A 20,448-nucleotide genomic window follows, 5' to 3' on the forward strand; every position below is an offset into this window, starting at 1 on the left:
TCGACAAACTCGCCGTCCGCTACCTGGCCACGATCCACATCGCCGCCATCAACCAATGGCTACGGTGACCCGACTTTCAAAACACGGCCTAGTGCACTTGTAGACCTTGGCTTTCGTGTGCTGTCCGGAAGACTCGGGCCTGGGTGGTGGCCGACGCCCGCGCCGCCCCGGTCGTATCGCGGAGAGTCCCTTGCATACTGGCCAGTTGATGGTCGACTCGCCCGTCGGCTTCCAGCAGCGTGGGCGCGGGTGCCGCGTGTCCTGCCGACCAGATAACCGACAGGTCCAGGCTGACCATTCGAGTCAGTGGGGATTCGGTCCGCATCCCGGCATCCAAGAGGAATGCGTCGAAGAACATGATGTCGGTCAAGCGTCCGCAGATCTCGGCGGTTCGGTGCTCCGAGTCTGCGGTGTCCGGCACCGCCCACAGCGCGACGCGCGATTGTCCGTCATAGAAGTCGTCGTAGGTCAGCGGGTAATCCACTGCCCGCAGGTTCAGTCCTTTCAAGAACGGTGCCCATTCGGTCACCCAGGGCACACGGTCGCAGTCGTCGAACGAGATCGGCTGGGTGCCTTGGCCTTCGAGGCCGTTCATCATCTGCGGATCTACGAACCACGCCAAGGCGGTCAACACCAGGGCGCCGTCCTGTTCGATGGTGACCTCACACAATCCGCAGCTGCGGCCGGCCGACAGTGCCCGAGACGCCACCCGCAGCGCGCCTGGCTTGGTGGGAGCGGTGAACACGGTGTGGATGCTGCGCAATGTGCGGCCCGGCATGTGCGCGAATCCCGCCAGCGCGGCGACCGCCGCGGAGTAGCCCCCGAAACCTATTCCCTGATAGCACAATTCGGGCGGTACGATCGACCGGAACCCGGAGTCTTCCGCTTCGAGGCGCACGTCCCCGAACGGGGTTGGAATCTGCAACGGCGTCGTCATGGTGAACCGCCTATCAGTCGCGTATGAGAAGGTTGAAATGCCTCGATCAAGCTTGCCCTCCTCGATGGCGTGCGTGACCTGTTGGCCGCGGAGGTCTTCCTCACGTTCGAGCCACGCCTTGTGCAATTCATCGGCCGGCTGATCGTCGTTGCATGGTCGGGCTGTCGGCCACGCGTCTTATTGTGGCGGCCACGCCGCGCAGGCAGCCGGCCAACGCATAAGGGAGAACGTGTCGTGCTGTACGTCGTAGTCAACGGATTCTGGGGCCTCCGTGGGGAATCCGTGCCGGGCATCGCTGAACGGTGGTACGCCACGCTGCACGCGCTCGCGGGCATCGATGGCTCGACGTTCGAGCGATGGCACGAGGTTGGCGCGGACCTCCCGTCCGATCCCGTGGTGGAGCCCTCGGTCCCCGCACTGGCGGACTACATCGGGCGCACGAATACCGGTCCCGATCTCGACGTCATCGGATACACGACGTCGCTGTGGGCGCAGAACCCCGGTACAGCGCACGTGTCCATGGCGATTCACGCGGGCAGTACCTCGCGTTACGCGGTGAACTCCGTCGTACTCGCCTTCCGGTCACGCGAGATCGACGAGAACGCGCAGGTGATCCGGCGCGCTCCGCAGATCCTGCGGCTGCTCGCGGAGCACTGGGAGATCGACGCCGGACAGGTCTACGACAAGCATCAGTACCGCGCGGTGGCCGAACGGTTCGCCCTGGCCAACAGCGCCCCCCGTTGTGGGCGTGCGGCCTTCCTCTCCGCTCGCCGGGCAGCCCTCGCGCCCGAAGGGCTGCCCGCAACCTATATCCACACCGCACATGATGGACTGGTCATCGACCTCACCGTTGACGGCACGCAGTCCCCGGCCATCGAGACGATCCTCGAATCGAACATCCGATTACGTGCCGCCGGGGCAATGGAAGAGCTCCCGATCCCGTTCGATCGCGCCACGTTCTGACACCCGCGTTCGCGCTCGCGCTGTTGCTGGGCGGCCATGGGTTTGAGCGGAATGCGCCTCCGCCACTAGACGATTCCGCTCATGACGCCAGCCGACACATCGGGACAGGGTTGGCCCGCTCGAGCATCGGCCTGACACTCAGTTGCTCGGCGGGAACTCCCCCTTGGCCACCACCTTGCCGCCCGAGAGCGTGAAGGTCACCACGCTGGGGCCGCCGCTCGGGCAGCACAGGGCGTCACTGGATTTCGCCCACTTGTACTGCACCGAAACGGTATTCGCGGTCTTTCCGACGACCTTGGTGTAGCCGTAGGGGCTGGACGTCGCGGTACCCAGGTAGGTGCCGTTGGTGAAGAACAGGACATGGGTGTACGGGTGAATATTGCCCGATTCCACCGTCATCCACGACAGTACGCCCTCGCAGCCCGCCGAGATCGGGTCTTCGCTGGCGAACGGATTGCCCCACGCGCCGGTCGAGGACGGGGCGAGGCTCTTGATCGCCGAATTGGCGAGCCCGGAATTGAGGTCGAAGCACATTCCGTGGCCGCTGCCGTTGGGTGCCGGATTCGTGGTCACCGGCACGATCGTGGGCTTCGGGGCGTCGGTCGCGGCACCGGTGGCGGGCGCGGCCTGCGGCGAATTTGCTTCGCCCGCAGAGGGATCGCCGCCCTCGCGGCCGGGGGTCTGGACGGACGGCGGAGCCGACTGGTCACCCTGCGCCGGTACGGTTGTTCCCGGGGATGCGGCGACTGTCGTGCTCACCGTTCCCGCCTGGGTCGACGAGCTGCCGGAGCATCCGCTCGCGGCCGCCACAAGGGCGGTCGCGAACACGGCGAACAGCACTGGTCTGGCCTTCATATTTCTCCTCGCATCGACACCTCATCCCCGACTTCCATCCCAAATGGAAGGACATACTGGTCATCGGGTTCAATCAGGCAGTCGTTATCGGAGCGCTTGCGGCGGTGTGCCCCAAAAATCAGGGGCGCGAACATAATTCGCCCACACCACCGGTATGCCGCCGCGTCAGTTCCACCCGGTGGGTGATGCTTGCGCGATTGCGTCGGGGATGGTGCTGCCCGGGAATCCGATCCGGTCGACGATGGGTCGGATGAGGCCCGGGATCCGTGCGAATAGACCGAGTCGTTTCGGCACGACGATCAGGTCGGCGCGGCGTTCGATGCCTGAGACGATGCCGGCGACCACGTCGTCGAGGGGGATCATCTTCCACAGGCCACTGGCGTTTCCCTTCCAGAGGGTGTTACCGGCGGGATCGGAGTGGACCTGGTCCATCATCGGGGTCTTGAAGAAGGTGGGGTGCGCGCTACCGACACCGACCCCGAGGTGGCGCACCTCGAGGCGGGTCGAGTCGGCCAGTGCCCACACCCCGGCCTTGCTCGCGGTGTAAGCGCCTTGCAACGGAGAGTGCACGAACGCTGCCATCGAGGAGATCGCCAACAGGTAGCCCTTCTGCTGGGTGACGTGCGGGAGCCCGGCGCGGAACGTGCGCCAGACACCGTTCAGGTTGATGTCGGTCACGCGGTCGAAGACGGCGGGGTCGACAGTGGCCAGCGGAGCCATTGCCCCGACCCCGGCGTTGGCGATCACCACGTCGATACGACCGAAATGCGCGGCCGCAGCATCGATTGCCCGCTGAAGGCTGTCGAAGTCTCGAACATCGGCGGCCCACCCGCGGGCAGCGGTGTCGGGGCCCAGCGCTTCGGCTTGCCGCGCGACGGCGTCGGCATCGAGGTCGAGCAGCGCCAGGTTGGCGCCGCAGGCTGCCACGGCTCGTGCGAGCGCGGATCCGAGTCCGCCGGTGGAGCCGGTGATCAGGACGGTGCGCCCGGCGAGGTGGTAGCGAGACACGGTGGATGACTCCTCGGTTGCGATCGAAGGTGCGCGGTCGATTCAAGCGGTGAGCGAGGAAGCGAGCTGGTCGGCGGATATTTCGTTCGAAGTGCTCGCAGACGTAGGTGTCGAATGCAGGGGATGATCAAGAGAGGATTCTGCCCGTGGACTTCGTCATCTATCGGAAGCACGCCGCTGCCGAGATCGTCTCGCGCCTGCCTGCTTGGACCGCAGCTGGGTTACCAAGTGGGAAGCGACTGACAGCGATATGCCCAACGAATCGATGACTTCCGTTGGGCAGCGGGGATTCCGGCTAGTGTCCGCGGCGAGGATCTTCGCGCGGGCGCATGGGCGGCCGATTCAGTACTTCGATGTACATGATCCGGTCCCCTACGACATCCAGAATCAGCATGCCTTCCGAGGGCAGGAGGGGTACGCATCGATGCCCCTCGCCATACGGCTGTCCTCTCGGATGAACTGCTGTGTGGACGCTCTGGCAGAAGTCATCGCCACAGTCGCACATCGCAACCAGACGAAGATCCCCCAGGCGGAGGGCCAACTCACCCTCCCCTTCATCCCCCAAGAGCGCGCTCAGCTCAGCGATGAGGTCGGGGAAGACGTCCCGAACGAGAGGGCGGTCCGACTCCATGCCGGCAGATTAGCGGACCGACTTGCCGCCCTCGGCCTGAATACCACTGACACACCGTCCGAGAGAGACTTCTCGTATGAGTCTTGCAGCACGTCTGGAGCAGCTCGGCCGCCCGCTGGTCGAGGAGCAACTTGCGCATCCGACCGTGGCGGGGATCGCGAAAGGCGACCTCGCCGAGCCGGTGTTCCGCTCCTGGCTGGAACAGGACTACCTGTTCCTGCTCGACTACGTCCGCGTCTTCTCCCGCCTCGCCTGGCAGGCGCCCGCCGCCCACCTCGGCGATTTGGTCGACCTCGCGCACGCCACTTTCCACGACGAAATCTCGCTGCACCGCAGTCTGGCCGCGGAGTTCGGCGCCGACCTCGACGGCGCCACCAAGGGCGAGCTGTGCACGAAATACACTGCGTTCCTGCTGGATTCGGCTGCGAATTACGCCGACGGCCTGGCCGCCCTCTACCCCTGCATGTGGGGCTATTCGACACTCGGCGCGATCCTCGCACAGAACCCTCCCGCCGACCCGCGCTACCAGCGCTGGATCGACACCTACGCCGACCCCGGCTTCGCGGCCCTCACCGCCCGCTGCGCCCAGATGCTCGACGAAGCCGGCGGCGACAACGCGGAGGAGCTGTTCCTGACCGGCATGCGCCACGAACTCGCGTTCTGGGATGTGCCGGTCAGCCGCGGATGAACCGGTAGGTTGTCCGCCAACTTCCCGGTCGAGGAGAGGTTCATGGGTCACACCCAGCCCCCCATCACTGGAAGACGCGCTGATCGCTGTCCGTGGTCTGCTCATCGACGCGGCGGCTAAGGATGAACACAACCAAGGACCCGAACGACGCAGGCCCGGTCGGCGCCGCGCTGGCCATCGACCGGTTGGACGCTCTTAGAAGGGCGTTGAGCGGCGAGCAAGCTGCGAGATGAGTGCAGGGCCACTGATCCTCAGATGGAACACTGGCGGGTTCGAACGACCCCATAAGCGGCAGGTCACGATGTCGCGAGTGTGTCTGGAGCAGTCTCGGCGCGATACAGCCTGCCTCAGAGTTTTCGGACTTCATCGATGCACACGCCGTAGACGGGGCGGTTGTCGTAGGCATCGTCAAGCCGGTGCTGTCAATGCCCCAATATTTGTGAAACGAATCTGATTCAGAACTGCTCCACCGGCGGCTACGCTGCGCTCGTCCGGGCGATCATGCCTGGATCAAGCAAGGAGACCCCACAGCAATGAATTGGAAAGCATTGGGCAGCAGAGGAATCGGGATGCTCGCGATGGGCGCGGCCGCGGGCCTCGCCATACCGGCAGCACCGGCCTCGGCCGCCATCACCACCGTAAGCGCGTTCTGTCCAGCCAGCGGGGTCGACGGGCCGTGCACCGAATCGTATGTGTTCGTGACAGTGACGGATTCGAATCCGGTATGGATCACGCTCAACGGAAACGCGCTCGGGAAAGGCGCGTTCACCCCGGTGGCGAACAGTAGCGGCGGATACTACGTACAACTGTGGCTCGATTGCATCTACACGCCGTTCCATGTGGTCGCCACCGAGAAGGACGCGAACGGCACCACGATCAGCCAGGGCTCGGCCGACTTCACACCGAAGTACAACTGGCAGAGCGTGATCCTCGGCGACCTCACCACAGGCAGTCTCGGTGCCGGGATCCAGGGTTTCTACAACGGCAGTTCCAATGGCGTCGCGCCCGGCCTCGCCCGCGCCGGCAGCAGCGATGCGGCAGCCACCGGCAGTTCCGCCATGAACGGTTGCCACGTCGTCGGGTAAGAACGAGCAGGAGATACTTCAGAATGCACTGGAAAGCACTGATGGGCAAGGGATTCGGAGCTCTGGCCCTCACCGCGACGGCCAGTCTCGCGGTGGCCGCGACACCAGCGTCGGCCGCCATCAACTTCGTCAGCGTGGCCTGCCCAGCCCCGGCGACCGGCGGCGCGTGCACCCAACCGCACGTGTTCATACGGGTGACAGATCCCGGTCCGATCTGGATCACCGTCAACGGAAACCCGCTCGGCTACAGCAACGGACGATTCAACCCCTTCCAGGACAGTGTCGGCTACTACAGCGAATTCAACCTCGACTGCGCCTACACCTCATTCCACATCGAGGCTGTCGAGAAGGACAGCAACGGGGCTGTCACCAGCAGCGCCGGGGCCGATTACAGCCCGGCGGTCTCCGCGCCGAGCGTGATGGTGCGTGATCTCATCACAGGCAGTGTCGACGCCGGCACTCAGAGTTACGACACCGGCGTGGCCAACGGCGGCCCGGCCAATGCCGCAACCACTGGCAGCAGCGGCGCAGCCGCCGCCGGCAGCGCCGCGGCGAAGCCCTGCCAGCTCGCCTCCCTCTGATACCGGCGTAGTGCCGGTATCAGAGGGGCGATACCGGCACACACGGGGAGAACACATGGCACCGAGCCATATCCTGGGACGAATCGACTGGGCCGCAGGCGGATTGGCGGTCGCGGGCGCGACCGTCATCGGGTCGGCGGGCTCCGCTGCGGCGGCGGACTCACCGAGCCTGACGATCCAAGGCAGGTACCCCGATCTCGGCGCAGACCAGCTGCGGCGCCAACAGCTCCACTGGCAGCTTCGGCTCCTGAACGACCCGATCGGCCGAAAATCCCATGACTAGTTGGTCGGTTGGCCATGTACATGCGTCGTCGCGCGAGAAGTCCGCATCCGATGCGAGCCAGCGCTACCCGGGTCATCCGGATACCTTCGTTCGCGAGACACCCTCAGCGACAGCGCCTTTCGCAGGTCGAACCAAATACGGATCCCGTGTACGCGGCAACGACACGCGGCCGGTTGGCGCCGCAGATGTGGTCCCCATCGATAGGATCTGCCGTATGTCGATGGGGGTGGGAGCAGTGCATCGGATTCATAGGTTGCTGTCGAGCGCATGTGTGGCGGCCGCTGTGGCTGGACTGATGGTGATCGTTCCGGTCGCGCACGCCGAGACCGATAGCGCTTCGTGCGCGCAGGGCTGGCAGGCCGATATTCTCGCGTCGGGTCTGGGTGGTCTGGAGAATCTCGAGCCCGACGGGGGCGGCGGCTTCTACCTCTCCGGCATTGTCAAAAGCGTCCTGTACCACGTCGATTCCAGCGGCGAAGTCACCGTGCTGCTGTCGGGTCTGGACAATCCGGCTGGGTTGCGGCTGGTCGGTGACGATCTGTACTTCCTGACCGGCGACGGCACCGCGTTTACCGGCACCGGCACCCTGCAGCGCTTCAACGTGACTACCGGGGCGGTGACCACGCTGTTGACCGGCCTGGTTCAACCCAACGGGTTGCTGCTGCTTCCCGACGGGGACCTGCTCATCTCCCACCTGTCGATTCCTATACCGGTGGGCATGAGCCGGTATCGGCCGTCCACCGGTGAATTCACCCCGCACTGGTCGAATACGCCCTACCCCAACGGTATTGCGCTGACGGCGGACCGGACAGCCATCTACACCGTGAACGACGTCGCCTCGCAGGTGCTGAGGATTCCGTTGCATGCGCCGACGGCCGCCACGGTGGTCGCGGGTGTTCACGACGGCCTCTTCCCGCGCCTCGACGATATGGAGGCCGCCCAGGCCGGGCAGCTCTATCTCGCCGGCGACACCTCCGGCAGCGTCTACAGCATGGATCCGGCGACGGGCGCCGTCTGCGCCATCGCTACCGGCTGGCAGACCTCGAGCCCGATGCCGCCCAACGGCCCGACCTCGGTCCGGATCGCTCGCGACGGCCAGGGCTGGGCGCTGTATGTCACCAGCATCGACGGCAATCTGCGCCGCCTGCGTCCCCCGCCCGGCGTCGACCTCGCACCCGTACTCGTCGACACCGACGTCCGTACCCCAGGCTGAGCCTGAATCGTGCGGCGGTCCCGGAACTGGGAGTCGGTGACAGCTGGCGAAGCCCACCGACTGCCAACCGTGTTTCGAGCTCCAGCCGACTGGGGTCAGAGAGTCGGAAACGAGCTGCCAACCATCGTTTTCCGAACACCACGGCCCGCGAATCGAGTCGCGGGGTGGTTTCCCGGGACGGTCAACCCGGCGGACAGAAGACTAGAAAGTTCTCGAGCAAGCCCATCGAGTTCGGAATCTGGCGGGCGGAAATCTCCGCCCGCCCCGGGCTCACCGATCAGCAGGGGAGACCGGTGCAGACGTCTTCCACGGCCATGCTGGTCGGCGGTGGTGAGACCGATACCGCCCGTCACCTACGGCTCTCAGGGTTATGCGCTGCCTGTCGAGGGGGAACTGTGGTTGCCGCAGTCGACGGGTTGGGGTGTCTGGATCGGAGTTCCCGGCGGGACAGGTTGGACGGTCACGGTGATGGTCGGAGCCTTGGACCCGACCCCGACCTGAAGGGTATGGACGCCGGCGGAAGTCGGTATCCATGTCGCCCGCAAGATCTCTGTGCCCATACCGGCGAGGCCGTAACTGAAGCACTTTCCGTTGTCGTAGAAGTACCAGTAAGGGGGGCTGGCGCTGGACCCGGTCCACCCGACCGTTGGCCCGGTCGAAATCCCCTCCGACCCGGAGGCGAGCATGTTGCGCTCCAGCACGTAACTCGTTCCGACCTGAAACTGTGTGGGATCCCCCCCGAACGTCAGGACCGCTGCGGCTGACGCGGGGGCCGCCGCGAGGCCCACCAGCGCGCTCGTCGCCATCAAAGCCTGTGCGGTCCAGCCGATTCGTCCCAGAACGCGGCTCATAGCCATGTGTGTCCCTCCCGGTTCGTTCACCTCGCACCAGTGCGCGGCCCTGCGAACGCTAGACGGCCTGTCGGCGATCTGGCTGCCCCTGAAAACTGGGGGCCCGGCCGAAGCGGCCGGGGGGACAGTTCGTGTTGTTGCCCCGAGTATTGGGGGCTCGGAGACTCCGTCCCGATCATGCAAGGTGCATTTCACATTTGGGGGCGCGGTCCGGCGGAGGCCGATCGCGGCATCGAAAGGAAACGCATGCGGGTTCTCATGACCGCCGCCGCCGCGGCGGCAGTCCTCTCGGCCGGCATCGGCCCGGCCGCGGCGGCCCAGCTGCCGCCGACGAACGCCGCGGTCGCACCGGTGACGCAGACCGTTAGTACCGGTTCGGCCGGCATAGACCTGCTGATCTGCCCCGTGCTGCCCAGTATCTGTGTCCTGAACCCTCGGCCAAGCACGGGGTAGCGTCGATTTCCGCGGGGCTGCCCAGCTGTTCGGCGACGACCAGGACGGATAGCCCTGCTCCCTGGTGAACTCCTCGCGAGCGTCACCGTCGAAGAACAAGTAGCCCACGGGTAAACCGCTACGCACACAGACTCATTGAGCCCCGTCAGGTGTTCCGGGCGGCGCTCAGTCGTGTCGCCGGCTGTCCGCGGTGGCTGCTTCGGTCAGCGCGATGTTCGGCCGTAGCGGACGTTCTGCACCGCACTGGGATCCGGCCGCCGACGCGCCGCGCTGGCCGGTTCGGTCAGCGCAGTATGCGGCATGAGCGGATGCTCCCAGTCGTACGTGTGTCACCAACTGGAAGCTGTGATGACTGATAATCAGTCTGTGGGAGCGGAGCTGATTGGTTTGGCAGTAGCAGGCGTTGGAGTTGTGGGGACGCTGGGTGCGACAGTGGCCGCGCAGTGGGCGGGGTTTCGTGGCAAACGCCTTGATGCTGAGATTCAACGAGATCAGCACGCTGAACAACGGCTTCAGTCAAGGATGGAGCAGCAGCACGAGCAGAAGCAATCTGCGTACTCAGCCTTCAACACCGCCGCCCGGAATTATCGAATGTACCTGCACCACTGTGTGATAGAGCTGGAGCGCGGTGGGCAACCTGATCGTGACGAGCTCGAAGCCGCCCGCGAAAGCTACCGCGAGATCTATGCCCAAGCGCAAATGGTCATCCCGGACCGGGTGCTTGAGGTTTCCGCCGAGCTTGACAGGTGTCTGGCCAATACATATCGGGTCATTCACAACACGGTTGATCGAACAGAAGCCGAGCACCTGGACAAGTTGCATCGATGGTTGGATGGCCCTGTCCTAGAAGCGGTGTGGTTGCTCCGTCAAGTCCTCAGGGAGGATCTAGGCGTCACGTCGGAATCACCGGATCTGCACGTGAAGGTAGCCGCGTTGGCATCCGCCCGGGCCGAGCAATTCGATACCGGAGCTGGAGGTCCAATCTGCCGGTTGCAGCGCAATATTGGTACGTAGTGACCGCACTGGCCGCTCATCGGCATGAGGGTGCGTTCAGCAGACCGCGGCTCGGCCGGTCCGAGTCGCCCCGTAAGCAGGCAGAAGCGGACGTTCGGCGAATCGATTCTCGTTGGGTGTTGTCGGGTAGTGCTGGCACGATCGTTGCCGTGACCGAGCCCGACCTCCGCGCCTTGATGCGAATGCACATTCCCGAAGAATTCCACCCCGAGATCGAGCTCACTGTCCGTGAAGGGCTACGGCTACGGCATGCTCGCGAGGATGACACGATCATCGGCTATTTCGGTGGCCTGCCACAGCTGCCGGAGGGATTCGCCTGGCCCGGAGCCGATCACGGACACTACGAGCACGTCGCCACCATCGATCTCGCCGCCCTACCGAAGCTGGATCTGAATCTGCCTGCCTCCGGAAAGATCTCGGTCTTCGGAGATACGAATGGCTGGACTGGGGCTTGCCTGTTCTTCCCTGACGATGTGGCCCTCAACGAAATGCCCTTGCCACCGGACCTCGCCGAACGCAACGGCCTCATCAGTCGTGTCGACATGACCTACGCGGTGGTCGAAACCATCCCCGATGCACAGTGGTTCGAAATGAACCTCCTCGACGGCGACGACCACGACGACGTGGTGTACGAAGGATTCGAAGCGTTCGCCGAGGCCTTCTTCACCCATTCCTGGGCCTGGCACCAGCTCGGTGGCTGGGCCAACGAGATCCAAGGACAACGCGACCGCGGCCTGCTGCCAGGCACGGCCGCCGAACAACACTTCTACTCTGACTTCGAGCCGTCGGGTCCGCTGCTACTCGTCCAGTTCGACACCGATCCCGACATCAACATGGGGTGGGGAGACTTCGGCACTCTTTACTGCTTCATCACCCCACAGGATCTGGCCGCTCACGACTTCACCAAGGTCAATGTCCACTGGGAAAGCTACTGAGCAGCCGAGTCTGTCACTAACGCTCGACCTCGGCGCTAAGAGCTCCTAACAGGTTCGGTAGGTTGGCCTCGGGTTCTGTTGCAGTGCAGGATGTTTCGGTGTGGCAGCGCCTTGGATCGTGGATGACGAGTTGTGGTCGGTAATCGAACCGCTACCGCCGGTAAACCGGCCGGGACACCGGGACCGCCGCAGATGGACAGCCGCCGGGTGTTGCAGGGGATCTTGTTCGTGCTGATCACCGGGATCGGGTGGGAAGACCTGCCCCAGGAGCTGGGGTTCGGGTCCGGGATGACTTGTTGGCGCAGGTTGCGGGACTGGCAAGCCGCCGGGACGTTCGAACAGATCCATCAGGCCGTGCTCGCCCGCTGCCACGCCGCCCGGTTGATCGACTTCGACCGGGTGATGGTCGACGGCTCGCACGTGCGGGCGAAAAAAGGGGTGCCGCAACAGGTCCGAGCCCGGTCGACCGCGCCAAGACCGGTTCCAAGCACCACATCCTGACCTGCGGGAACGGATTCCCCCTCGCGGTGGCGCTGTCGGGCGCCAATGTCAACGACCATCTGCTGTTGCCCACGCTCCTCGATCGGGTGAGGCCTCTTCGCGGGCGTGCGGGCCGGCCCAGGCATCGGATCACCACCCTGATCGCGGACAAGGGATACGACTACCCCAGTGTGTATTCCGAACTGCGGCAACGACGTATCACCGGCTACATCGCGCGCCGCGGCACCCGCGACAAGGTCACCGCCGGCCGCTGGATCGTCGAACAATCCTTTGCCCTGCTCCACCAGTACCGGCGACTGGCCATCCGATGGGAACGACGCACCGATATCCACCACGGATTCCTCGACCTCGCCGCAGCCCTGATCTGCTGGCGACGACTCAGCAACCGAACCCGATAGGAGCTCTTAGGTCGACGGCCGGTCCCCTTCTGCCCAGACAACGCTGGCCGGTTCGATCAGCGCGGTATGCGGCAGATAAGGACGTGACTGTCACTAGCTGCCTGCCCCAGCAGCAATCTCGACAAATGCGAGACCATCAGCAAAGGCGGATGCTCCTACCTCCACGGTGATCTCGACGAGTCCCGGCGCTGCGTCCGCGGCGACGCTGATTCCTGTGGAGAACAGCTTGAACCCGCCGGGCGAGACATTGAGATTGACCTCGCCGATCCAGGTGAGCCGATCATCCGACAGCACTCCCTTGCATCCGCCCCCGGCCAGATTGTCCCAGAGCCACCTGCTCGCAACGGGAGTATGCAGCGAAACGGTGTCTGGCACAGAGATCCTGACGGTCTCCCGCCCAACTGGTTCGCTGCCGTTGTTGAGGATCACCAGTCCGGCATATACCAACTCCTCACCAGGATGAACCCTGCTGGGGTTCTGCGGCCAAAGAATGAGCTCTCGACCAACCTTCGACCTCAGCCCCTGAGTGGGATCGAGCCAGAACGACGTCTCTTGAAGGACTTGCCATTTCGTCATCTACGCACTCCATCACGGCGGCACCGCACCTGCCACTTCATGCAACGTATGCGGCTCCTGCCCCAGCGACTCGCGTACGAAACTCGGCAGTAGCGTGCGTTCTGCACCGCAACAGGTTCCGGCCGCCGGCGCGCCCGCGCTGGCCGGTTCGGTCAGCGTGGTAGGCGGCGTTTCCGCGTATTCACGCCAGATGCGGAGCCAGGATCGCCGCGCCCGCACGTACGGCGGCCCAGTCGGTATCGTCGTGTCGCGCCGACGCCCGCCGCAACCAAGTCCGGCGCTGCGCTTGTTCCCGGATCAGCCCGGGGATATCGAGCTCGATTCCCGGGGCGCCGCCGGCCGCAGCCAGGTGGTCTACCCGCTTCTGCATGGCTTGCAGCAGTCGGTGGTCGAAATCGGTTACAGCAGCTACGAATTCCTGGGTACTGACTGTCCTGCGGCCCGACAGCGGCGCGGAAAATGTGATCTCACCGTCGGGATCGGGTGTGAACCTCCACGCTACGGTGACCGTGTCTTCAGGGGAGAGAGTGCGCCACCACCGAAACCCGGGCCCAAATCGAAGGTACGAGGTGTCGGTCCACCGCAGGTTGTAAGCCTCCCAGGCGGCGACCGCGGAATCGTCGAGGGCGTCCGGATCACCGGCATCGACGACCCATCCCTCGGCTCCAGCGGCAAAGAACTTCGCCAAATCATCCGGTACCGGCTCGAGAGCCGAAGGCAAGACATCGAGCAGGTCCTCCCATAGCCGGACCACGTAATAGTCCACCCAGGGCGGCTCCGCCGCGGGGTTCTCGCGTGTCCAGGCCAGGGTCTGCTCGGTATACCGGAGCAACTCGACACCACCGACTTCCAAGCCGTACCAGCCCTGAGTGAGTCCGAACCAGTGCAGCGCCGAACGCTCCCCCCATGGGACGACCTCGTCCAGGGGCACCAGCTCGAATGGGATCCGCATCATGCCCTGATCCAACTGCTCGATCCACATCCCGTCGACCCTATTCGGATCCCGGTCAGGCTCTGGAGAGGAGCGGCCACTGCCACCTCATCGGCAGTTGCGGACGTTCCGCGAGCGTCGGATCCGCACGGCCAGTTGATCTCCCGCTGCCTGGCGCTGACCGGTTCGGTCAGCGCGACATGCGGCAGTAGAGGGCGTTCGGGGACGCTTACCCTCAAGGGCTTCGTACGCGACTATCCAAACCGGCCCGAGTTCGGGGCGATCGCACCGAGGCTCGCATTGTTTCCGGCTCTATCTCGAGCGGGAAGACGAACCTGCGCATCGCCCACCACCGGAACACGGTTGCAAGCAAAGTGCCGATCAGGCTTGCGCTGATGAAGTCGGCGACGTTCTCAGTCACCAGCGAGACGTGCGGAGCCTGAAGGTTGAACACATAGCGAGACACGGCCAACGGCAGCTGGTTGATAACCAAGCCGATGCCAGCCATGAGGAAGAACAATGCCGCCTCATGCCGCCGCTGGCGGCCGCCGCGTGCCGTGAACGCCCACTCACGGTTCAAGACATAAGACAGCACTGTCGCTACCAGCATGGCGGCAGCGTTCGCGGTGATCGGTTTCCCCTGTAGGACAGTCCATTTCAGCGCAAAGAACATCACCACCGTTGCGATGAATGCGATCGCTCCGACTGTCAGGAACTTCAACAGCTCCGCGTTCCGCACAAGTACCGACAGCAATCGCTTCGGAACCCAGGCCGCGGCCACCCCAGCTATAGACACTTAGCGAGGCTATCGGAGTTGCACCTCCCTGTGATCCCAGGCCCGTCAGCCCAACCGAGCATCGGGGGTACTCGGTCATCGGAATGAGGGCGATTTCGGCCGACCGCGGCTCGGCCGGTCCGAGCCGCCCCGTAAGCGGCATGGCAGGACGTCCATTGCCAGTCGCGGCGGTTCACGCATCGCAACCAGAGGACATCTAAATCGGCTGATTATCAATCACTCTCGCTCGAATATTGGCGTGCCTCTCGCCTGTGTGGTGGGTCGGCATGGCAGGGTGGCTGGGTTGCTATTCGTCAGTAGTGGGGAGGTCATGATGGGTTCGCAGGGTCGGAGTGATCGCGCAGGCTGGGATGGACAACCGACATTCGTGTTCGTGCACGGCGCGCACGCCAATGCGGCTGCCTGGTCCGGAGTGCTGCGTGAACTCGCGTTCCTGGGCCATCGCGCGCTCGCGGTCGATCTGCCCGGTCATGGAATCGATGCATCCTTCCCGATGGCATATCAGTCGCCACAGGACCTGGCGGCGTTCTCCGGGCAGCCGTCGCCGTTGGCTCACGTGACTTTGGAAGACAACGTGGCTCATGTCGAGGCGGCAGTGCGCAGGGTCGCCCAATACGGGCCGGTTGTTCTCGCCGGGACGAGTGGCGGCGGCGCGACTATCAGCGGTGTCGGCAACCTCGTGCCCGATCTGGTGGCGCGGATCGTCTACATCTCGGCATGGTGCTGCGTCGAGCTGCCCAGCGTCGCAGCGTACTTGGAAACCCTGGGCCATCATGGCGTCGCTGCGGCCATGGTCAATTGGCGTACTGCCGACTCGCAAACCCTTGCGGCGCTCAAGGAAGGGCTGCTGGCCGATGGCACCGACGAACAGTTCCGGGCTTGTCTGAACACCCTGGAACCTGCCGATTCCGCTCAGGTTCTCACTGCGGATTGCCGGGTGCGGGCATCCACCTGGGGGCAGATCCCACGTTCCTACGTCCGCTTCGCCAGCGATCGCGCGATCCCCATCGATCTACAGGACCAAATGATCGCAGAAGCCGACGCGCTTACCCCTGACAACTTGTTCGACACTCACACCGTCGACACCAGTCACATGGGTGTCCATCTACATCCGGCCGAGATCGCATCCATCCTCGACCGCCTCCAGCTGCCGAACTCCAACTGAGATCGTCAACGCCCGAAACTCGGTATGAGCGTGCGTGTCGCTCAGGACACGCACTGCGATTCGCTAACGACCCACAGAACCCGCTGAGGTCCCTATTGGCTGTCTTCGATTCACAAAGCCAGGTGTAGACAACCCGGACCTGATCGGATCCGCCAACAGCCACAACGGCTATGCCGCCTTCGGCGACGACCCGCCGAGAACTCGGCAGGGTCAAGGCATTTCAGCAGTCACTTGCCGGTGCTCGTACCAGATTCCCGGGACGACCGATCCGTTCGGCAACTGCTGTGCTCGACGCTCTTTTTCCGTCGCTCCGATCCTGTCGCAGATGCGCTGCACCGCGAGATTCGACTCGCTCGTGCCGATCTCGACGGTAGTGAAACCGGCGTCGTGGATCGCCTCGACCAGCGCGGCCACCGCTTCGCTCGCGTAGCCGGCGCGCCGGTGCCGTGGTCCGATCCACCAGCCGAGAGTTCGCGACGATACGTCGCTACCGCTCGGGTGCACGCTCGCGCCACCCACCAGGGACCCGTCCGACCGCGCCTCGAACACGAGAAGCCCGGGAGTCGGGAGCCCCGACCCGACGGCCTTCACCATTACCTGAGCATCGCGTTCTGTCCACCCGTTCCCGGCAAGCATCTCCGCATCGATCGTCGCGGCGAGCGCGACCGCGTCCTGCCGTACCGGCGGGCGCAGCAGCAGCCGTGCGGACTCGACCTTCCACAGCACGCCATATCGCGCCCTGATTTCCTTATCGACCAGCCCACTGACCCTCCACGCCCAGAGCCCGCCCGAGACAAGCACGACGCCCACCACGAGCACCACCCAGAAGGCGATAACGAGTCCCCTTGCAGCGGAGCCCGATACGACCGTCAATACGACCCCGACAACCACCGCCGGAGCCCCGACCATTACTATCCAACTCGCCAGCCCCCGAGCGATGGCACGCCAGGGCGTTTGCTGAATGGCCGCTCTGACATACGTGATTCGCCACATTGGAAACATGCGCGAACCATATTCGATGCTGTCGAGCCGAAGGGCGGCCCGGCACACAAACAACAAAGCCGTAGGTCGGTGACCTATGTCAGTGGCGAGATCAACACATAATCGGCAGAAGCGGACGGTCTGCAGCGCGCCGGGTTCGGCGCCGGCACCCCGCAGTGGCCGGTCAGGTCAGCGGTCAGCGGCAAAGTAGTGCGTGCCCGTAGGTGCTGCCTTCTTCGAACACCAAGGAGCTACACCCATTTCGCACATTTGCGGCATGTGCGGATACTTGGGGCAGCAAGACCGTAGGCTCGCTCAGTGCATCTGGAGCTCATTGCGATCATCGTTGACGAGTACGACTCGGCCATCGAATTCTTCGTTGAGACACTCGGTTTCGATCTCATCGAAGACTCGCCCTCACTGACCAACGACGGACGCCCCAAGCGGTGGGTCGTCGTTCGCCCGCCCGGTGCGACGACGGGAATCCTGCTCGCGCAAGCAGACGGGGAAAGGCAACGCCTCGCCATCGGCGAGCAGGTCGCCGGCCGGGTCGGGTTCTTCCTGCGAGTCACCGACTTCGCCGGGACCTACCGACGGATGGCCGAAGCCGGGGTGGCGTTCGTGACCGAGCCCCGCACCGAGACCTACGGCCAGGTCGCCGTCTTCAACGACATCTCGGGAAATCGATGGGACCTTCTCGGCCCACCCGAATCAGCCGAACTGTAGCTTCCGCGCACCCGGCTTCTCACACTGCCGGTTCGATCAGCGCGGCATGCGGCAACATGGTGCGTTCCGAAATTGCTGCCGCACTCAGCCGCTCACCCGATCGCCGGTCTCGATGACGCTGTCGGCGGCGTCCCCATCGAAGACGTCACGATGTCCACGCGCGGTGTCCATATATTCACGAACCCTGTGGATGAGGCCACCCCGCAACTCGAAGACGAAGCAGTAGTCGTTGCGGTACATGTTCCCGTTCGCCAGCGTGGCGCTCATCGTCTCCTCCACGATCACCCGATCCCCGTCGGCATAGAAGCCGTGGAAATCCACGGCGACATCACTGACGAACAACCGCGAGAACTCTTGTGCCAGAAAGTGTGTGATGGCCTGCCTGCCGATCATGTGACTCGAAGCGTCGAGCGCGACCGCAGTCGCGTTACCCGCTGGCGCAAGCCATTCGGCATCGGCGGTGAAGAACGCGGCGATCCGGTCGGCATCGTGACTGGCGAACGCCCGCCACGCCGCCTGAACAATGGCCTTGTTATCGGTGGTCATGGCTCGACAGTACAAACATCCACACCCACCACTCTGGCGGGAAATGGACGAGATCATCCACACTCCGACCGCCCGCCCCGCCTGGCATCACGCCGATCCCGAAACCCACCGAACTATCCGCTCATCGCCAATAGCGCGCACTACCGGCGGTCGTATGGCGCTCTGACCGTTGATCTTCCGGTACCCCGCTGGCCGGTTCGGTCAGCGCGATATGCGGCTACTGAACATTCGCGGCAAGGGACCCGCAACACGGGCATGTTCGACTATCGCGTCTTCGTGTCGTCGGACGAGTCAGGTATCGATGATCGACTGCAGTGCTCGGCCGACAGAGTCGGCGATGCGAGAGGCGGGAGGCAGGTGGTCGGCGTCGGACTCGATGCCGACCGACAGTCGACCGGCGTACGACACGGCGGTGAAGCCGACCCGGACGTTCCCGGCGAGTGGGCCGAGTGCCCACATTTCCGTCATTGGGGCGCCGTCGACGGTGAGGGGCTGTCGTGGTCCATGGACGTTGGACGCGACCGTTGCGATGACGCGCTGGTGGCGAGTGAATAGGTTGAACATTCGCACCAGCCGAGGCGAGCCGATCGTGGTCCCTGAGGCCCGGGCGAGCGGTTTCGCCTCCCACGTCCGGCGCGCGACCGTCCGCAGCGCCGCCACCGATTCGGTGAGAGGCACCGCGACGAGCATGACTCCGACCGCGTTGTGCGCCGCGCCGCGGGAGTCGACTTGTACTGGCACCGAGACCGTCAGCGTTTCCGGGATCGGTTCGCCCGCATCCATCAGCACCGCACGTAGTCCCTGTCCAACGGCGACGAGATAGGCGTCGTTGACCGTGGCGCCGGCCGCTCGCGCGGCCGTCTCGAGTTCGGCCAGGTCCACGCTTGCCGCGGCGACGTCCCGTGTGTCGCCGACCGTGCCGAGCAGCACCGGTGAGCGGACGGGCCGCCGGAGGAACATGTGCAGGCCGTGACGCACCCGTGAGGGAAGCGTTGGGCCTCTCGAGTCCGGGCGGGCCGTGCCGATTGGGGCTACTGTTGTCGCGCTCGGCACCTGTTCTGGGCCGAGCAGCCGCTCGAGCAGGGCGGTGGCCCGGGTGCCGTCGACCACCGCGTGATGCAGTCGCACGACGATGCCGCACTGCCCGGGGTGGGCGGCGGGGGCAAGGGTGATGTGCCACAGCGGACGATCGGGTGGAAGTGGCTTCATGACCGCGCGCCCGCACAGAGCCTCGAAGCCGCCGGGGCCTGCTGCGGATTCGACAGTGATGTGTGCCGATATGTCGACGGGCATGCGCACCCACCACCAGCGACCGTCGCGGCGTTGCGGACAGTGCTGTAGATCGGGTTCCCGTTCCACGCGCGGTGTCAGGAACGCGATCAGGTGTTCGATGTCGGGGTGGCCGGCGGCGTTGACGAAACCGCCCGGACCCAGCAACCCGGCGAGGGTCACCACATAGGGCTGGCCTGTGGCGTTGATGCCGAGGATCGCGGTGTCCACCGCCGAGATGGGAATCTCTGCGTTCGGGCCGGTCATCTATTCGACCTCCTTCGCACTCCAAAACGACACCCGAGATGTCCGGCAGACGATCGTTTCCGATCCACGATGCCGCGTGCCACGAGTAAGGCACTGGGTAAGAACGGATGTACTCGGTCTCATTCCGCTGGCAGTTCGATGATTGCGCCGACTTCGGCTACGCGGAAGACCGGATATCGGTCGGCGATCTTCTCGAATTCGTCCAGTGGCGCATTGCGATCAATCGGGAAGTGGGGGCGCGCCCCGGGTGCTACCGCGAGGTATCGGCGCAGGATCGGGGCACGGGCATCTCGGGGTACCTCTTCCATTTGCACGGCTTTACCACCACGACGGTGCAGCACGGCTCGGCCCCCGGCGGCCCGGAGGTTGCGGACCCAGTTGGCATCCGAGCCGAGCATCGATACCAAATACCGGTTGCCCTCATACTCGGTTACCACGATCGGCAGCAGCACGGGACGACCAGTACGTCGACCGGCGACCTCCAAGGTCACGGCATAATGTGGCGACAGAAGACCCGCCGAGTACTGCAGGCGCGAGACCCAGTTCAGTACCCGCGCCACCGCCCCCGGTCGACTGTCCGGATACATCCCACGCTTGATCGCGTACAGTCGCTGGCCAACCGCGCGTCCCAAGACTTTTGCTGCCCCCATCGGTAACTCCCATCCAGATCAGGGTGCTCTCCCTCATAGCAAGGGAAGAGTCCTGCCCACTGTGCCCGCTCCGCCAGTCACTTCACCAGGGACCAATGCCCCCGACCAACAGGGACGCCGCGCCTGGGCAGACAGGTCATCTGTT

The 20,448-nt window shown here is 64.5% G+C and carries 20 protein-coding genes and 1 pseudogene; 11 read left to right on the plus strand and 10 right to left on the minus strand.

The window, feature by feature from the left end; all coding sequences use genetic code 11:
* Window positions 1–88: 88 nt before the first annotated feature.
* Window positions 89–937 carry an acyl-CoA thioesterase domain-containing protein gene (locus ACFYTS_RS18960; protein ID WP_387305898.1) on the minus strand — a complete coding sequence of 283 codons (849 nt, stop codon included), beginning with the start codon at window positions 935–937 and terminating at the stop codon, window positions 89–91.
* Window positions 938–1,006: 69 nt separating this feature from the next.
* Here ACFYTS_RS18960 and ACFYTS_RS18965 point away from each other — a divergent pair, with 69 nt between their 5' ends.
* The gene (locus tag ACFYTS_RS18965; protein ID WP_387305900.1) at window positions 1,007–1,900 is read left to right on the plus strand and encodes an Imm52 family immunity protein; all 894 of its coding nucleotides are present in this window, start codon (window positions 1,007–1,009) and stop codon (window positions 1,898–1,900) included.
* A 138-nt stretch (window positions 1,901–2,038) separates the two neighbouring features.
* Here the strand turns inward: ACFYTS_RS18965 and ACFYTS_RS18970 are convergent, their stop codons facing one another.
* On the minus strand, window positions 2,039–2,755 hold the full coding sequence (locus tag ACFYTS_RS18970) for an LppP/LprE family lipoprotein (protein ID WP_387305902.1): 717 nt from the start codon (window positions 2,753–2,755) through the stop codon (window positions 2,039–2,041).
* Window positions 2,756–2,920: 165 nt separating this feature from the next.
* Window positions 2,921–3,763 carry an SDR family NAD(P)-dependent oxidoreductase gene (locus ACFYTS_RS18975; RefSeq protein ID WP_387305904.1) on the minus strand — a complete coding sequence of 281 codons (843 nt, stop codon included), beginning with the start codon at window positions 3,761–3,763 and terminating at the stop codon, window positions 2,921–2,923.
* Window positions 3,764–4,470: 707 nt separating this feature from the next.
* On the opposite strand from ACFYTS_RS18975, the gene ACFYTS_RS18980 reads away from it, so the two are divergent.
* The 8 genes and pseudogenes from ACFYTS_RS18980 to ACFYTS_RS19015 all read left to right on the plus strand — a co-directional run bounded on the left by ACFYTS_RS18980 (window position 4,471) and on the right by ACFYTS_RS19015 (window position 12,396).
* On the plus strand, window positions 4,471–5,082 hold the full coding sequence (locus ACFYTS_RS18980) for a TenA family protein (RefSeq protein WP_387305906.1): 612 nt from the start codon (window positions 4,471–4,473) through the stop codon (window positions 5,080–5,082).
* 533 nt (window positions 5,083–5,615) lie between these two features.
* Window positions 5,616–6,167, plus strand: a complete 552-nt coding sequence (locus ACFYTS_RS18985) for a hypothetical protein (RefSeq protein ID WP_387305908.1) — start codon at window positions 5,616–5,618, stop codon at window positions 6,165–6,167.
* Between the two features lie 41 nt (window positions 6,168–6,208).
* Entirely contained in the window at window positions 6,209–6,748 is a 540-nt protein-coding gene (locus ACFYTS_RS18990; RefSeq protein WP_387305910.1) for a hypothetical protein, read from the plus strand.
* Window positions 6,749–7,314: 566 nt separating this feature from the next.
* Entirely contained in the window at window positions 7,315–8,244 is a 930-nt protein-coding gene (locus ACFYTS_RS18995) for a hypothetical protein (RefSeq protein ID WP_387305913.1), read from the plus strand.
* A 1,097-nt stretch (window positions 8,245–9,341) separates the two neighbouring features.
* The gene (locus tag ACFYTS_RS19000; RefSeq protein ID WP_387305915.1) at window positions 9,342–9,548 is read left to right on the plus strand and encodes a hypothetical protein; all 207 of its coding nucleotides are present in this window, start codon (window positions 9,342–9,344) and stop codon (window positions 9,546–9,548) included.
* A gap of 348 nt (window positions 9,549–9,896) precedes the next feature.
* Window positions 9,897–10,562, plus strand: a complete 666-nt coding sequence (locus tag ACFYTS_RS19005) for a hypothetical protein (protein ID WP_387305917.1) — start codon at window positions 9,897–9,899, stop codon at window positions 10,560–10,562.
* 149 nt (window positions 10,563–10,711) lie between these two features.
* A complete protein-coding gene (locus ACFYTS_RS19010; protein ID WP_387305919.1) occupies window positions 10,712–11,497 on the plus strand; it encodes a DUF1963 domain-containing protein in 786 nt (261 codons plus the stop codon).
* Between the two features lie 100 nt (window positions 11,498–11,597).
* Window positions 11,598–12,396: pseudogene (locus ACFYTS_RS19015) on the plus strand (IS5 family transposase).
* 93 nt (window positions 12,397–12,489) lie between these two features.
* Here the strand turns inward: ACFYTS_RS19015 and ACFYTS_RS19020 are convergent.
* The 3 genes from ACFYTS_RS19020 to ACFYTS_RS19030 form a co-directional block, all read right to left on the minus strand.
* Window positions 12,490–12,972, minus strand: coding sequence for a hypothetical protein (locus ACFYTS_RS19020; RefSeq protein WP_387305922.1), 483 nt, complete (start codon window positions 12,970–12,972; stop codon window positions 12,490–12,492).
* 181 nt (window positions 12,973–13,153) lie between these two features.
* Window positions 13,154–13,954, minus strand: a complete 801-nt coding sequence (locus tag ACFYTS_RS19025) for a DUF5984 family protein (protein ID WP_387305924.1) — start codon at window positions 13,952–13,954, stop codon at window positions 13,154–13,156.
* Window positions 13,955–14,138: 184 nt separating this feature from the next.
* Window positions 14,139–14,693 (minus strand): GtrA family protein, encoded by a 555-nt coding sequence (locus tag ACFYTS_RS19030; RefSeq protein WP_387306412.1) that lies wholly within the window; start codon window positions 14,691–14,693, stop codon window positions 14,139–14,141.
* 319 nt (window positions 14,694–15,012) lie between these two features.
* On the opposite strand from ACFYTS_RS19030, the gene ACFYTS_RS19035 reads away from it, so the two are divergent.
* Window positions 15,013–15,864: an alpha/beta fold hydrolase gene (locus tag ACFYTS_RS19035; protein WP_387305927.1), complete on the plus strand. Its 852-nt coding sequence runs from the start codon at window positions 15,013–15,015 to the stop codon at window positions 15,862–15,864.
* A 210-nt stretch (window positions 15,865–16,074) separates the two neighbouring features.
* On the opposite strand, the gene ACFYTS_RS19040 is transcribed toward ACFYTS_RS19035, so the two are convergent.
* The gene (locus ACFYTS_RS19040) at window positions 16,075–16,686 is read right to left on the minus strand and encodes a GNAT family N-acetyltransferase (RefSeq protein WP_387305930.1); all 612 of its coding nucleotides are present in this window, start codon (window positions 16,684–16,686) and stop codon (window positions 16,075–16,077) included.
* A 477-nt stretch (window positions 16,687–17,163) separates the two neighbouring features.
* Between ACFYTS_RS19040 and ACFYTS_RS19045 the strand changes: the two genes are divergently transcribed.
* On the plus strand, window positions 17,164–17,571 hold the full coding sequence (locus ACFYTS_RS19045; protein ID WP_387305933.1) for a VOC family protein: 408 nt from the start codon (window positions 17,164–17,166) through the stop codon (window positions 17,569–17,571).
* 84 nt (window positions 17,572–17,655) lie between these two features.
* Here the strand turns inward: ACFYTS_RS19045 and ACFYTS_RS19050 are convergent, their stop codons facing one another.
* From ACFYTS_RS19050 to ACFYTS_RS19060, 3 genes are all read right to left on the minus strand, one after another.
* Entirely contained in the window at window positions 17,656–18,117 is a 462-nt protein-coding gene (locus ACFYTS_RS19050; RefSeq protein ID WP_357289213.1) for a nuclear transport factor 2 family protein, read from the minus strand.
* Window positions 18,118–18,408: 291 nt separating this feature from the next.
* Complete coding sequence (locus ACFYTS_RS19055) at window positions 18,409–19,653, minus strand: wax ester/triacylglycerol synthase domain-containing protein (RefSeq protein ID WP_387305936.1); 1,245 nt, start codon at window positions 19,651–19,653, stop codon at window positions 18,409–18,411.
* A gap of 119 nt (window positions 19,654–19,772) precedes the next feature.
* Window positions 19,773–20,303 (minus strand): nitroreductase/quinone reductase family protein, encoded by a 531-nt coding sequence (locus tag ACFYTS_RS19060; RefSeq protein ID WP_387305939.1) that lies wholly within the window; start codon window positions 20,301–20,303, stop codon window positions 19,773–19,775.
* Between the last annotated feature and the right edge of the window lie 145 nt (window positions 20,304–20,448).

The organism is Nocardia sp. NPDC004151 (genome assembly GCF_042874235.1).
Lineage (GTDB): Bacteria > Actinomycetota > Actinomycetes > Mycobacteriales > Mycobacteriaceae > Nocardia.